Below are 13586 nucleotides of genomic sequence, written 5' to 3'. Positions count from 1 at the left end.
TCCCCCCCGCCCCCGCCGCCCCCCCCCCGCCCCGCCCCGGGCCCCCCCCGCCCCGCGCCCCCCCCCCCCCCCCCCGCGGCTGTGCTCGGTCCTGACGGACCGCCAGAAAGCCCACGGCCGGGGCCGGCTGAGGCCCGGGCCGCTCCGACGCGACTACTTCGCGGCGGTCTTGCGGGCCGTGGTCTTGCGGGTGGCGGTCTTCTTCGCCGGAGCGGTCTTCTTCGCCGCGGCCGTCTTCGCGGTAGCGGTCGCCTTCTTGGCGGTGGTGGTCTTCTTCGCCGCGGTCGTCTTGGCGGTGGTCGCCTTCTTGGCAGCCGTGGTGGTCTTCTTCGCCGCGGTCGTCTTGGCGGTGGTCGCCTTCTTGGCAGCCGTGGTGGCCTTCTTCGCCGCGGTCTTCTTGACCGGAGCAGCCTCGGCGGCAGCGGCGGACCGCTTGGTGGCGGCGCGCTTCACGGCGGCGGTGGTGCCGCTCTTGCCCGGGGTCAGCGAGCCCTTGGGGGCCTTCTTGACCGAGGGGCCGTCCTTCGGCAGCTTCTTGCTGCCGCTGACCAGGTCCTTGAAGCCCTGGCCGGGACGGAAGCGCGGCACCGAGGTCTTCTTGACCTTGACCCGCTCGCCGGTCTGCGGGTTACGGGCGAAGCGCGCGGAGCGCTCCACCTTCTCGAAGGTGCCGAACCCGGTGACCGAAACCCGGTCACCGGCCACAACGGCACGCACCATGGTGTCGAGCACTGCGTCGACGGCCTCTGCGGCAGCCTTGCGACCACCCAGCTGCTCGGCCACCGCTTCGACAAGCTGAGCCTTGTTCACGTCTTCCCCTTCAGAAACGGGCGCCGGATGATTCCATCCGTTCAATTCGCACGTTAGGCATCTATTTGCGGACTTTCAATTACCAAACGCGCGAATCACCCTAGTGTCGCAATGGATTTGCGCGTCTGCGACCTCAGCCGACGGGCGGGCGCCCCTCGTCGAGGTCCTGCACAAAGCGTGCCAACCGCCGTGCCGCCGCCGGGAGATCGCGCTTGGCGGTCTCGGTGACGATCAACAGTTGCCGGGTGAGAGCGGTCTTTGCTTCCGCGGACACGTGCAGCGCGTGGACGCGCGCGTGAGCCTGCTTCAACCGCTCTGCCACAAGCGCGTAGAGCGCCGCGACTTCCGGGTCGTCCGGTACCTCAGCGACCGAGGTCTCGTCGTCCGGCCGATCGTCAATTCGACTCTCGGCTTCCCGGGCCACGAACTCCGACGACGCGGGATCGCCGCCCGCGTACGGAGGTTCGTGGTGCCGGTGCATGCCTTGATTGTGCCATCCGTTCGGAGTTGCGACGCGTCGGCCCCGTCTTCCGGCAAATCCGGGGCGGTATCTTGCCCCGTCTCACACACTGTCAGGACGGAACTCCCCCCCGCGACGGGGGTGCGACGAACGATGGCCCGCCCCCCGGGAAGGGGGCGGGCCATCGGTTGCGCGGGGGTAATGCGGGCGCTCAGGAGACCGGCTGGGTGCGCGGCTTGAAGGCCGGCCGGGTCGTCTCGAAGGCGGCGATGTCATCAGCGTTCCGCAGCGTGATGCTGATGTCGTCCAGCCCGTTGAGCAGTCGCCAACGCGCGTTCTCGTCCAGCTCGAAGGAGGCCGTCACGCCCTCGGCGCGCACCTCGCGGGCCTCGAGGTCGACGGTGATCTCGGCGTTCGGATCGGCCTCGGTCAACGCCCAGAGCCGCTCCACCGTCTGCTGCGGCAGAACCACCGTGAGCAGCCCGTTCTTCAGCGAGTTGCCGCGGAAGATATCGGCGAACCGGGAGGAGATCACGGCCTGGAAGCCGTAGTTCTGCAGCGCCCAGACCGCGTGCTCGCGCGACGATCCGGTACCGAACTCAGGACCGGCCACCAGGACCGAGGCGCCGCGGCGCTCGGGCTGGTTGAGGATGAACGACTCGTCCTTGCGCCAGGCTTCGAAGAGTCCGTCCTCGAAACCCGAGCGGGTGACCTTCTTGAGCCAATGGGCGGGGATGATCTGGTCGGTGTCGACGTTGCTGCGGCGCAGCGGAACGGCGCGACCGGTGTGGGTGGTGAACTTCTCCATCGCGCTCAGACCTCCAGGGCGGCGGTGCCGGCGGCACGGTTGACAGTCAGGTCGGACGGAGCGGCCAGGTGGCCCAGCACCGCGGTGGCGGCGGCGACCTGAGGCGACACCAGGTGGGTGCGGCCCCCCTTGCCCTGGCGGCCCTCGAAGTTGCGGTTCGAGGTGGAGGCGCAGCGCTCGCCGGGGGCCAACTGGTCGGGGTTCATGCCCAGGCACATCGAGCAACCGGCGTGGCGCCATTCGGCGCCGGCGGCGGTGAAGACCTTGTCCAGGCCCTCCTCGACGGCCTGCAGCGCCACCCGGACCGAGCCGGGGACCACCAGCATCCGCACGCCCTCGGCGACCCGGCGGCCGTCCAGGATCGCGGCGGCGGCCCGCAGGTCCTCGATCCGGCCGTTGGTGCAGGAGCCGACGAAGACCGCGTCGACCGGTACCTCGCGCAGCGGGGTGCCGGCCGTCAGGCCCATGTACGCCAGCGCGTTCTCGGCGGCGGTGCGCTCCTGCGGGTCGGCGAACGAGGCCGGGTCCGGCACCGAGGCGCCGAGCGGCGCGCCCTGGCCCGGGTTGGTGCCCCAGGTGACGAACGGGGTCAGCTCGGTGGCGTCGATGAAGATCTCGGCGTCGAAGACCGCGTCCTCGTCGGTGGCCAGGGTCTGCCAGTACGCCACGGCGGCGTCCCAGTCCTCGCCCTGGGGGGCGTGCGGCCGGCCCTGCAGGTAGTCGAAGGTGGTGGCGTCGGGGGCGATCATGCCGGCCCGGGCGCCCGCCTCGATGGACATGTTGCAGACGGTCATCCGGGCTTCCATGGAGAGCGCGCGGATCGCCGAGCCGCGGTACTCCAGGACGTAGCCCTGGCCGCCGCCGGTGCCGATCCTGGTGATGATCGCCAGGATCAGGTCCTTGGCGGTCACGCCGTCCGGCAGCTCGCCCTCGACGGTGATCGCCATGGTCCTGAACGGGGCCAGCGGCAGCGTCTGGGTGGCCAGCACGTGCTCGACCTGGCTGGTGCCGATGCCGAACGCCAGCGCGCCGAAGGCGCCGTGGGTGGAGGTGTGGGAGTCGCCGCAGACCACGGTCATGCCCGGCTGGGTCAGTCCCAGCTGGGGGCCCACCACGTGGACGACGCCCTGCTCGACATCGCCCAGCGAGTGGATCCGGACCCCGAACTCGGCCGCGTTGCGGCGCAGCGTCTCCAACTGCACCTTGGAGACCGGGTCGGCGATGGGCTTGTCGATGTCCAGCGTCGGGGTGTTGTGGTCCTCGGTGGCGATCGTGAGATCGGTCCGGCGGACCGGGCGCCCGGCCAACCGCAGGCCGTCGAAGGCCTGCGGGCTGGTCACCTCGTGCAGCAGATGCAGGTCGATGTAGAGCAGGTCGGGCTCGCCCTCCGCGCGCCGCACCACGTGGTCGTTCCAGACCTTCTCTGCCAGTGTCCGTCCCATCGCGTTCCCTCCAGCCGGCCGCTCTGCCGGCCTGATCGTGTCGTTGGGGTGCCCGTTCCCGAGCGGTGTCCACCCGGGCTGCTCCATCCAGGGTGGACCGTTTCCAGCGAGATTGAACTTGCGTCTCGCCCACTGAGACTGCAGTATCGACGTATGGACAACACTAGCGGCGTCGGCGTTCTCGACAAGGCCGCTCTGGTGCTCAGCGCACTGGAGTCGGGCCCCGCCACGTTGGCGGGGCTGGTCGCCGCCACCGGTTTGGCGCGACCCACCGCCCACCGACTCGCCGTCGCACTCGAACACCACCGCCTGGTCACCAGGGACATGCAGGGCCGGTTCATCCTCGGCCCCCGACTCGCCGAACTCTCCGCCGCGGCGGGCGAGGACCGGCTGCTCGCCACCGCGGGCCCGGTCCTGACCCACCTGCGCGACGTCACCGGCGAGAGCGCACAGCTCTACCGCCGCCAGGGCGAGATGCGGATCTGCGTCGCCGCCGCCGAGCGGCTCTCCGGCCTGCGGGACACCGTCCCGGTCGGCAGCACCCTGCCGATGAAGGCCGGCTCGGCCGCCCAGGTCCTGCTCGCCTGGGAGGAGCCCGAGCGGCTGCACCGCGGCCTGCAGGGCGCCCGCTTCACCGCCACCGCGCTGAGCGGCGTCAGGCGCCGCGGCTGGGCCCAGTCGATCGGCGAGCGGGAGCCGGGCGTCGCGTCCGTCTCCGCGCCCGTCCGCGGCCCCTCCAACCGCGTGGTGGCCGCCGTCTCGGTCTCCGGGCCGATCGAGCGCCTGACCCGCCACCCGGGCCGCCTGCACGCCCAGGCCATCATCGAGGCCGCCAACCGGCTCACCGATGCCCTCCGCCGGGGCTGAACCCGCTCCCGCCGATAGCGAATACGGGCCGCACACCAGATCTGGTGTGCGGCCCGTATTCGCTATCGGCGGTGCTCGGAGGGCCCCGCCCGGAAAGCAGCACCCGGAAAGCAGCACCCGGAAAGCAGCACCGGAAAGCAGCGCCCGGAAAAGCGAAAGGCCCCCGGATCACCGGGGGCCCGCCTACTATCGAACACTGCCACTGGCTGGGGTACCAGGACTCGAACCTAGACTAAATGAACCAGAATCACTCGTGCTGCCAATTACACCATACCCCAACAGCAATCAAGCCGATGGCTGCTTGGGCCACCGGCCGAACTGCTTGGTACCCCCGACCGGATTCGAACCGGCGCTACTGCCGTGAGAGGGCAGCGTGCTAGGCCGCTACACAACGGGGGCAAACTGGCGATCCTGCTTCGACGCCTCCGGGGAGTTGAGCATCCGGATGGTGCCTGATGAAGGATCTGGTACCCCCGACCGGATTCGAACCGGCGCTACTGCCGTGAGAGGGCAGCGTGCTAGGCCGCTACACAACGGGGGCTCCTGCTATGCGCTTCTATCTGCATTGCGTACCCCCGACCGGATTCGAACCGGCGCTACTGCCGTGAGAGGGCAGCGTGCTAGGCCGCTACACAACGGGGGCTTGCGGTACTGCTGAACCGCGGTGGTGCTCGTACTGCGCTGGGGTACCAGGACTCGAACCTAGACTAAATGAACCAGAATCACTCGTGCTGCCAATTACACCATACCCCATCAGAACGCAACCCCTTGACCAGGAGTCTTGCTCGATGATCGCGCCGTGGGCCGTGGGGTGGTTCTCGGTGAGGCTTCTGGTCCCTCGCCGTTGCCCTCCCGGGCGGCGCAGAAAGAACATTACCCGACGCGTGGCCCCGCTCCAAAATCGATAACCGCAGGCCCGGAGTCGGGCCTGGTCACAGCGGCTCGCCGTGACCAGGCCCGACGCGCCGTCAGGCGCTCGGCAGCGCGTCCAGCGCGGCCGTGAGGCGGCGCAGCGTCTCACGGCGGCCGAGCAGCTCCATCGACTCGAAGAGCGGCGGGGAGATCCGGCGACCGGTGACGGCCACCCGCAGCGGGGTGAAGGCGAACTTGGGCTTGATGCCCAGACCCTCCACCAGGGCCTCGCGCAGCGCGGCCTGGATCGGCTCGGGGCTGAACTCCCCGAGCTCCTCCAGGGCCTTGATGCTGGCCGCCAGGACCGGGCGGGCGTCGGCGGTCAGCGCCTTGGCCGCGTCGGCCGGGTCGACCGTGAACGCGCTCGGGTCGACGAAGAGGAAGCCGAGCATGTCGACCACCTCGGAGAGCACCACCATCCGCTCCTGGGTCAGCGGCGCGGCCTTGGCGAGCAGCTCCAGCTGGGCCGCGGTCGGCTCGGCCGGCAGCAGCTCGGCCCGCTGCAGGTAGGGCACCAGGCGGTGGGCGAAGTCCTCGGGCGAGAGCAGCCGCAGGTGGTCGGCGTTGATCGACTCGCACTTCTTCAGGTCGAAGCGGGCCGGGTTGGCGTTCACCTTGGCGATGTCGAAGGCCTCGACCATCTCCGCCATGGAGAACCGGTCCCGGTCCTCGGCCAGCGACCAGCCCAGCAGTGCCAGGTAGTTGAGCAGGCCCTCGGGCAGGAAGCCGCGCTCCCGGTAGAGGTTGAGGCTGGCCTGCGGGTCACGCTTGGAGAGCTTCTTGTTGCCCTCGCCCATGACGTACGGCAGGTGGCCGAAGCTCGGGGTCGCGCCGCTGCCCACGCCGATCTCCGCCAGCGCCGCGTACAGGGCGATCTGACGGGGCGTCGAGGAGAGCAGGTCCTCGCCGCGCAACACGTGGGTGATGCCCATCAGGGCGTCGTCCACCGGGTTGACCAGGGTGTAGAGCGGGGCGCCGTTGGCCCGCACGATGCCGTAGTCCGGCACGTCCTTGGGCTCGAAGCTGAGGGTGCCGCGCACCAGGTCCTCGAAGACGATGGTGTGGTCGGGCATCCTGAAGCGCAGGATCGGCTGCCGACCCTCGGCCCGGAAGATCGCCTTCTGCTCGTCGGTCAGCGTGCGGCACAGGCCGTCGTAGCCGGAGGGCAGGCCGGCCGCGCGGGCCGCCTCGCGGCGGGCGTCCAACTCCTCGGTGCTGCAGAAGCACTCGTAGGCGTGCCCGGCCTCGTGCAGCCGGCGGGCCACGTCGGCGTAGACGTCCATCCGCTGGGACTGCCGGTAGGGCGCGTGCGGGCCGCCGACCTCGGGGCCCTCGTCCCAGTCGAAGCCGAGCCAACGCATGGCGTCGAGCAGCTGGTTGTAGGAGTCCTCGGAGTCCCGGGCCGCGTCGGTGTCCTCGATCCGGAACACCATGGTGCCGCCGTGGTGGCGGGCGAACGCCCAGTTGAACAGGGCGGTGCGGACCAGCCCGACGTGCGGGTTGCCGGTCGGGGAGGGACAGAAGCGGACCCGGACGGACGGATCCTTGTCCGGGGTGGCCGGGGTCGCCCCCGGCGCGGTGGAGTTAGCCACGCTTGATCACCTTGTTGGTGAGAGTGCCGATGCCTTCGATGGAGACGGCGACCTGGTCGCCGACGTTCAGGGGTCCGACGCCCGCGGGGGTGCCGGTGAGGATGACGTCACCCGGGAGCAGCGTCATGGCCTCGGAGATGTGCGCGATCAACTCGGCGACGCCGCGGATCAGCTGGGAGGTCCGCCCGGCCTGGCGCAGCTCGCCGTTGACCGTGCAGGTGATCGCCAGGTCCGCCGGGTCCAACTCGGTCTCGATCCACGGCCCGAGCGGGCAGGAGGTGTCGAAGCCCTTGGCCCGGGCCCACTGGCCCTCGCGCTGCTGGACGTCGCGCGCGGTCACGTCGTTGGCGCAGGTGTAGCCGAAGACCACCTCGGGCACCCGGTCCACCGGGACCTCGCGGCACATCCGGCCGATCACCACGGCCAGTTCCGCCTCGTGCTGCACGTCGCTGGAGAACGGCGGGTAGGCGATCGACTCGGTGGGGCCGATCACCGCGGTGGAGGGCTTGAAGAAGGTCAGCGGGACCTCGGGTACCTGGTGGCCCAGCTCGGCGGCGTGCGCCGCGTAGTTGCGGCCGACCGCGACGATCTTGCTGGGCAGCATCGGGGTGAGCAGCCGGACCTGGTCGATCCGGTGACTCTCGCCGGTCAGTTGCGGGGTGCCGAAGGGGTGCCCGGCCATGGCGTGCACCACCAGCGACTCCGGTTGGGCGGTGTCGCCCTCGACCACACCGAAGGAGACGCCACCGGCGGCCGCTCCCCCTTCTCGGACAGAGAACCTGGCAATACGCACGGTTGGGCAACCTCTCGGGGTGCGGCGTCGATTCGGCTCCAGGCTATCGCCCGGACTACGGCCGAGGGCGCCGCCACCAGTGGTGACGGCGCCCTCGGGACTTCTCGCGCGGTCCGCGGCAGGAGCCGCGAGGCGCGAGAAGAAGAAGAAAGGGGCCGCGCTCAGACCGGTCGGTCTCAGCCCTGCTGCTGCACGGGGACGGTCATGAGCACGGTGCGGCGCGGGTTGGCGGTGCTGGTCGGGAGCTCCGCCTTGTACTCGATCGGCTCGAGCGAGGCGCGGGCACCGGGGAGCTGGCTGAAGTCCTCCAGCGACGCCAGGGTGGTCCGGCGCGGATTCGCCGTCGAACGGGCGACGAGCGTCGACTTGCTGGCCGACTTGACCGGGCTCTGGGACATCGGTTCTGCACCTTCTATTCAAGGAGGACTGGTGGTGGGACTAGCTGGGCCAGCGTAGGGACCTCATTCCACAGACGCCGTGACCAAAGCTACACATTGGCCTGTGAGTTTGCTCACAATTTTCCGACGAACGCTCTCAAATTGGATATTTCACCCAAGAAGTAAATTCCGGCATAGCCGAACTAACCGGCATAGCGGACAGCCTGCCGGGCGGCTCGATCCGAACGGCCGGCGGTCAACTGTCCGAAAACAGCCGTATTAGCGGCTTCCGTCACACCCACCGTGAGACCCCGCGCGCGCTCGGTAGCCCCGTCCCAGCCGCCACCCCGCCCCTTGTTGGAGTTCCCGCGCTGTGCTGGAATGCCACGAACCGCCGGAGGTGAACCTCCTTGACACTGCGAGCGCCGCGAACCGCGATCCACCGACCGCCCCTCGGGCCCGGCGCAGTGCACAGGAGCTACCCACGGCGGCACGCGTGCATTCCCGGATCAGCCGGGTCTGCCGAAATCGAAACTCGACACCGCCCCGGCCGTGGCAACGCGGCGGGGCGCCCGGTCCAGAGGTTGCGACGCCAGTGCAGGGACGTTTCAAAAGGGGTAGCGGCGCCGCGGCCGGCCAGCCGGAATCGCCCGAGCCCCTGGGTGCCCCCCAGCAGTCGGAGCCGGACGCCATCCCGGGCGACCGGTTGACCAGCGGCGAGCCCGAGGTCGAGGACCTCGACGACAGCGGCGAGGAGCACGCGGGCGGGCGGGCCCGGCTGCGCGGCTCGCTGACCCGCCGCCGATCCGCCACCGGCTTCGGCCGGATCCGGATGCGCAACTGGCGCATCCGGACCCGCCTGATCGCCCTGCTGCTGCTCCCCGTGGTGGTCGCGCTGGTCTTCGGCGGCCTGCGCATCCAGACCGCGGCACAGAGCTCGCAGCAGCTGGCCCAGATGAGCAACCTGAGCGACCTGGCGGTCAAGGCGACCGCGCTGGCGGACGCCCTGCAGACCGAGCGCGACGTCAGCGCCGGTCCGCTCACCCAGAACCCGAGCCAGCAGAACTCCCAGGTCACCGCGGCGCGCAGCACCACCGACGCGGCCACCAAGGCGTACAACGCGCGTGCCGACAGCTTCGACGGCATGGACCTGTCCGGCGGCAACTCGCTGCTGATGCAGGTCCGTACCGACATGGAGCTGCTCGCCACCACGCGCAACACCGCCTACAGCAACATCGACAACGTCGAAGCGACGATCACCGGTTACGACACGATCATCAAGGATCTGCTGTCGATCAGCCAGGACATCGCGCTCGCCTCCTCCAACCCCGACCTGGTCAAGGCCACCCGCGCGCTGGAGCAGTTCTCCGAGGAGAAGGAGAGCAGCTCCGAGCAGCGCGCCCTGATCAGCGCCGCGCTGGCCCGCCAGCCCGCCGACATGTCCCCCTCGGACCAGAGCTTCGGCCTGCGTCTGCGCACCGCGTACTCCAACGCGGTCTCCAACTTCAACGCGATCTACGGCATCACCCCGGCCCTCAAGCTGCGCGCCCGCCAGACCTACAACACCAACATCCAGCTGGCCGACCGCTACGCCGGCCAGGTGCTGGGCAACAACGGCATCCAGCAGGCCGACCCGCGCACCTACGAGGACTGGTACGAGCAGGCCAGCGTCCGGATCGACACCGACCGCGCGATCGAGAGCCAGCTGCTCGAGGAGCTCAAGGGCGAGGCCCAGTCGCTGCAGGCGCAGGCCGACAACGACGTGATCCTCAACGGCGTGGTGGTCGCGCTGGTGCTGCTGGTCGCCGTGCTCGGTGCCGCCCTGATGGCCCGCTCGATGGTGCGCGGACTGACCAAGCTGCAGAACGCGGCCGAGGACGTCGCCGAGCGGCGGCTGCCCGAACTGGTCAAGACGCTCTCCGAGACCGACCCGCACGATGTGGACGTCACGGTGGAGCCGGTCGGCGTCAACTCGACCGACGAGATCGGTCACGTGGCGCACGCCTTCGACATGGTGCACAGCGAGGCGGTCCGGCTGGCCGCCGAGCAGGCCCTGCTCCGCGGCAACATCAACTCGATGTTCACCAACCTCTCGCGGCGCAGCCAGGGTCTGATCCAGCGTCAGCTCTCGCTGATCTCCGAGCTGGAGAGCCGCGAGGCCGATCCCGACCAGCTGGCCAGCCTCTTCAAGCTGGACCACCTGGCGACCCGCATGCGCCGCAACGGCGAGAACCTGCTGGTGCTCGCCGGTGAGGACCCCGGCCGCCGGTGGACCAGGCCCGTGCCGCTGGTCGACGTGCTGCGCGCCGCCGCCTCCGAGGTGGAGCAGTACGAGCGCATCGAACTCGCCACCGTCCCGTCCGCCGAGGTGGCGGGCCGGGTGGTCAACGACCTCGTCCACCTGCTCGCCGAGCTGCTGGAGAACGCGACCTCGTTCTCCAGCCCGCAGACCAGGGTCCGGGTTACCGGCCACGCGCTGCCGGACGGCCGGGTGCTGATCGAGATCCACGACACCGGCATCGGCCTCTCCCCCGACGACCTGGCCGAGATCAACGAGCGGCTGGCGAACCCGCCGACGGTGGACGTGTCGGTCTCCCGCCGGATGGGCCTCTTCGTGGTCGGTCGCCTCTCGCTGCGTCACGGCATCCGGATCCAGCTGCGTCCCAGCGACTCCGGCGGCACCACGGCGCTGGTCATGCTCCCGATCGACGTCACCAACTCCGCGGACCGGCGCGCCGCGCGCCCCGGCGCCGGCCAGGGCCAGGGTCAGGCCCAGGGCTCCGGCCAGGGCCAGCCGGGTCGGGGCCAGCGCGGGGTCGCTCCGACGCCGCGCCAGCAGCGGACGCTGCCCGGTGGCCCGGCCCCGGCGCTCGGCCAGGGTGGCGGCCCCGCCGGCGCTCCCGGCGGCCGGCCGCAGCTCGGCCAGGGCCCGCAGGGTCCCGGCCAGGGCGGTGCGCCGACGGCTCCCGCGGGCGGCGGCCTGCCGACCCGCGCGGTCGGCCAGTCGCTGCGCGAGAGTGCGCCGGCCGGTCAGCAGCCCCCGCAGCAGGGCGGCACCCGGCGACCGGGCGCGCCCGCGGGCGGCCCCGGGCTGCCGCGACGCGGCGCCCAGAACCCGCAGGACCCGGCGGGCCGGCCGGCGCCGCAGGGCGCCGCGGCCGGCGGTGCGCCCGGTGGTACGCCCGGGCGCGGCGAGCAGCCGCAGCACGGTCGGGCCGACGGTCCGGCGCAGGGCAGCGGCGTGCGCGGCGATGTCGGTCCGAACGGGCGTCCGGGTGCCCTGCCGCAGCGGCGGCCCGGCCAGCCTCAGCCGGCCCAGGGCCAGCCGATGCCGGGCCAGGGTCAGCCGATGCCGGGCCAGGGTCAGGGTCAGGGTCAGGGTCAGAGTCAGGGTCAGCCGATGCCGGGTCGGCCTGGTCCGGCCGGCCAGCCCGGTCAGGCGGGCCAGCAGGGCCGGCCGCGCCAGGCGCCAGCGGGCCGTCCGGCCGCGCGCCCCGGCCAGCCGATGGCCCGGCCGCAGGCGCCGGTCGGCGACCCGCAGGGTCAGCCCACCGCGCAGCAGCCGGTGATCAGCCAGGGCAAGCCCGAACCGGCCCCGGTCGAGAGCGCCGCGCCGTTCGCCCGGCCGGCCTTCGAGGCCAGCCAGATCGACCCGCGCGACCCGCTGGGCCTCGGCCTGGTCGAGCCGGTGCTGCCGAGCGTGGCCAACCCCGCGCCGCGCCAAGCCGGTTACCAGCCGCAGCAGCAGCTGAGCCAGCCGCCGGCGCCGTATCAGGGCGCGGCCCAGCAGCAGCCGATGGCACTGCCGCCGCGCCGCTCGCCCGAGCACGGCGCGACAGCCGGCGACGGCCGTGGCGAGGAGCAGGGCTTCCGCAACGGCGGCGCCAACCGGATGGCCTCGGTCCAGGTGAACGAGCAGCAGCAGGGCCGGCAGCAGCCGTACCAGCCGCAGCGCCCCGGCACCACGGCGCCCGGGTTCGACGAGCAGCAGGCCGCGCAGCAGGGCCGGGAACAGGGACAGGGCCAGGGTCGGACGCCGTTCGGCGGTCCCGGCCAGGGCCCGGGTCAGGGCGACGCACCGTGGCGCCCGTCCGCCAACGACGAGCGCTGGCGCCGCGCCGAGCAGGTGCGCGAGCCCTCCTCGGACGGGGTCACCCTCTCCGGGCTGCCCCGCCGCACCCCGCAGGCGAACCTGGTCTCCGGCACCGCCGAGGCGGCGCCGCTGACCGGTCCGCAGGTCTCCCGGGCACCGGAGGAGGTCCGCGGCCGGCTGACCAACCTGCGCCGTGGCATCCAGCAGGGCCGGCGTGCCGGCGCCGAGGCGACCCAGGGCATCCCGGTCCAGAACCTGCCGGGCTCGCAGGGCGGCGGTCAGGGAATGCCGGGCCAGGGCCAGCAGTTCGACGGTTCCGGGCGCCCCGCCGGTGCCGACCCGACACAGGGCGACTACCGTTCTGCCGCGCCGGACCCGTTCGGCGCGGGCGGCCGCGGCGGCTACGGCTTCGGCACCGAGAACCAGGAGCGTTGAGTTGAGTCAGATGAGTCAGGCCGCACAGAACCTGAACTGGCTGATCACCAATTTCGTGGACAACACCCCTGGGGTGTCGCACACGGTGGTGGTCTCCGCCGACGGGCTCCTGCTCGCCATGTCCGAGGGCTTTCCCCGCGACCGCGCCGACCAGCTCGCCGCCGTCGCCTCCGGCCTCACCTCGCTGACCTCCGGCGCCAGCCGGATCTTCGAGGGCGGCGACGTCAACCAGACCGTCGTCGAGATGGAACGAGGCTTCCTCTTCCTGATGGCCGTCAGCGACGGCTCCTCCCTCGCCGTCCTCGCCTCCCCCGACTCCGACATCGGCCTGGTCGGCTACGAGATGGCCCTGCTCGTCGACCGCGCCGGCGCCGTCCTCACCCCCGCCCTGCGCGCCGAACTCCAGGGCAGCCTCCTGCACTGAGCGGGACTCACGTCACCCTCCGCCGGGCCCGGTAGCCACCGGACCCGGCGCCTTACCCCACAGCTGACGCAATATCAGCCGCAGCGCAAGGAGGATCCGCATGACCCCGCCCCCGACACCGGCCGGCTCGTACGGCAACGGGTACGGCTCCGGCTACGGCGACCAGAACAACGGCGGCTACGAGCAGCAGCCGCTGGTTCGCCCGTACGCGATGACCGGTGGTCGTACCCGGCCCCGCTACCAGCTGGCCATCGAGGCCCTGATCTCGACCACCGGCAACGCGGCCCGCACCAGCGGCCTGCTGCCCGAGCACCAGCGGATCGTCCAGCTGTGCCAGGAGGTCAAGTCGGTGGCCGAGATCTCGGCCCTGGCCCAGGTGCCGCTCGGGGTGGCCCGGATCCTCGTGGCCGACCTCGCCGAGGCCGGCCTGGTCGCCATCCACCAGCCCGCCGCCGCCGGTGAGTCGGGCGGAACGCCGGACGTCACGCTGCTCGAAAGGGTCCTCAGTGGACTTCGCAAGCTCTAGCCCCGCGGCCGCCACCCGCGCCACCACCTCCGCGAAGATCGTCGTCG

Annotated in this window: 11 protein-coding genes and 5 tRNA genes; 4 read left to right on the top strand and 12 right to left on the bottom strand. The window is 71.5% G+C overall.

Annotated elements, in window-relative coordinates; genetic code table 11:
* Positions 1-153: 153 nt before the first annotated feature.
* The 4 genes from ABH937_RS37645 to leuC all read right to left on the bottom strand — a co-directional run bounded on the left by ABH937_RS37645 (position 154) and on the right by leuC (position 3520).
* Complete coding sequence (locus ABH937_RS37645; protein ID WP_280694955.1) at positions 154-810, bottom strand: HU family DNA-binding protein; 657 nt, start codon at positions 808-810, stop codon at positions 154-156.
* Positions 811-943: 133 nt separating this feature from the next.
* The gene (locus ABH937_RS37640; RefSeq protein WP_370146880.1) at positions 944-1291 is read right to left on the bottom strand and encodes a hypothetical protein; all 348 of its coding nucleotides are present in this window, start codon (positions 1289-1291) and stop codon (positions 944-946) included.
* A 190-nt stretch (positions 1292-1481) separates the two neighbouring features.
* A complete protein-coding gene (gene leuD, locus ABH937_RS37635; protein WP_370220811.1) occupies positions 1482-2078 on the bottom strand; it encodes a 3-isopropylmalate dehydratase small subunit in 597 nt (198 codons plus the stop codon).
* Between the two features lie 5 nt (positions 2079-2083).
* A complete protein-coding gene (gene leuC, locus ABH937_RS37630; RefSeq protein ID WP_280694957.1) occupies positions 2084-3520 on the bottom strand; it encodes a 3-isopropylmalate dehydratase large subunit in 1437 nt (478 codons plus the stop codon).
* A gap of 153 nt (positions 3521-3673) precedes the next feature.
* On the opposite strand from leuC, the gene ABH937_RS37625 reads away from it, so the two are divergent.
* The gene (locus tag ABH937_RS37625) at positions 3674-4387 is read left to right on the top strand and encodes an IclR family transcriptional regulator (RefSeq protein ID WP_035845980.1); all 714 of its coding nucleotides are present in this window, start codon (positions 3674-3676) and stop codon (positions 4385-4387) included.
* A gap of 203 nt (positions 4388-4590) precedes the next feature.
* Here the strand turns inward: ABH937_RS37625 and ABH937_RS37620 are convergent.
* From ABH937_RS37620 to ABH937_RS37585, 8 genes are all read right to left on the bottom strand, one after another.
* A tRNA-Gln gene (locus ABH937_RS37620) sits at positions 4591-4665 on the bottom strand.
* A gap of 45 nt (positions 4666-4710) precedes the next feature.
* Positions 4711-4786: transfer RNA gene (locus ABH937_RS37615), tRNA-Glu, on the bottom strand.
* A 66-nt stretch (positions 4787-4852) separates the two neighbouring features.
* A tRNA-Glu gene (locus ABH937_RS37610) sits at positions 4853-4928 on the bottom strand.
* A 29-nt stretch (positions 4929-4957) separates the two neighbouring features.
* Positions 4958-5030, bottom strand: a tRNA-Glu gene (locus ABH937_RS37605).
* A gap of 38 nt (positions 5031-5068) precedes the next feature.
* A tRNA-Gln gene (locus ABH937_RS37600) sits at positions 5069-5140 on the bottom strand.
* Between the two features lie 215 nt (positions 5141-5355).
* Positions 5356-6891, bottom strand: coding sequence for a glutamate--tRNA ligase (gene gltX / locus ABH937_RS37595; protein ID WP_280694958.1), 1536 nt, complete (start codon positions 6889-6891; stop codon positions 5356-5358).
* The gene (locus ABH937_RS37590; protein WP_370220810.1) at positions 6884-7684 is read right to left on the bottom strand and encodes a fumarylacetoacetate hydrolase family protein; all 801 of its coding nucleotides are present in this window, start codon (positions 7682-7684) and stop codon (positions 6884-6886) included. Before ABH937_RS37590 ends, gltX begins: the two co-directional genes overlap by 8 nt.
* A gap of 176 nt (positions 7685-7860) precedes the next feature.
* On the bottom strand, positions 7861-8082 hold the full coding sequence (locus ABH937_RS37585) for a hypothetical protein (RefSeq protein WP_280694960.1): 222 nt from the start codon (positions 8080-8082) through the stop codon (positions 7861-7863).
* A gap of 685 nt (positions 8083-8767) precedes the next feature.
* Here ABH937_RS37585 and ABH937_RS37580 point away from each other — a divergent pair.
* The 3 genes from ABH937_RS37580 (at position 8768) to ABH937_RS37570 (ending at position 13539) form a co-directional block, all read left to right on the top strand.
* Positions 8768-12589, top strand: a complete 3822-nt coding sequence (locus ABH937_RS37580) for a nitrate- and nitrite sensing domain-containing protein (protein WP_370220809.1) — start codon at positions 8768-8770, stop codon at positions 12587-12589.
* A 10-nt stretch (positions 12590-12599) separates the two neighbouring features.
* Entirely contained in the window at positions 12600-13013 is a 414-nt protein-coding gene (locus tag ABH937_RS37575; protein WP_035797811.1) for a roadblock/LC7 domain-containing protein, read from the top strand.
* 100 nt (positions 13014-13113) lie between these two features.
* Positions 13114-13539: a DUF742 domain-containing protein gene (locus ABH937_RS37570; protein ID WP_280694962.1), complete on the top strand. Its 426-nt coding sequence runs from the start codon at positions 13114-13116 to the stop codon at positions 13537-13539.
* Positions 13540-13586: the final 47 nt, after the last annotated feature.

The organism is Kitasatospora sp. GAS1066B (assembly GCF_041262605.1).
Classification (GTDB): domain Bacteria; phylum Actinomycetota; class Actinomycetes; order Streptomycetales; family Streptomycetaceae; genus Kitasatospora.
This window is presented reverse-complemented; position numbering and strand designations above follow the sequence as displayed.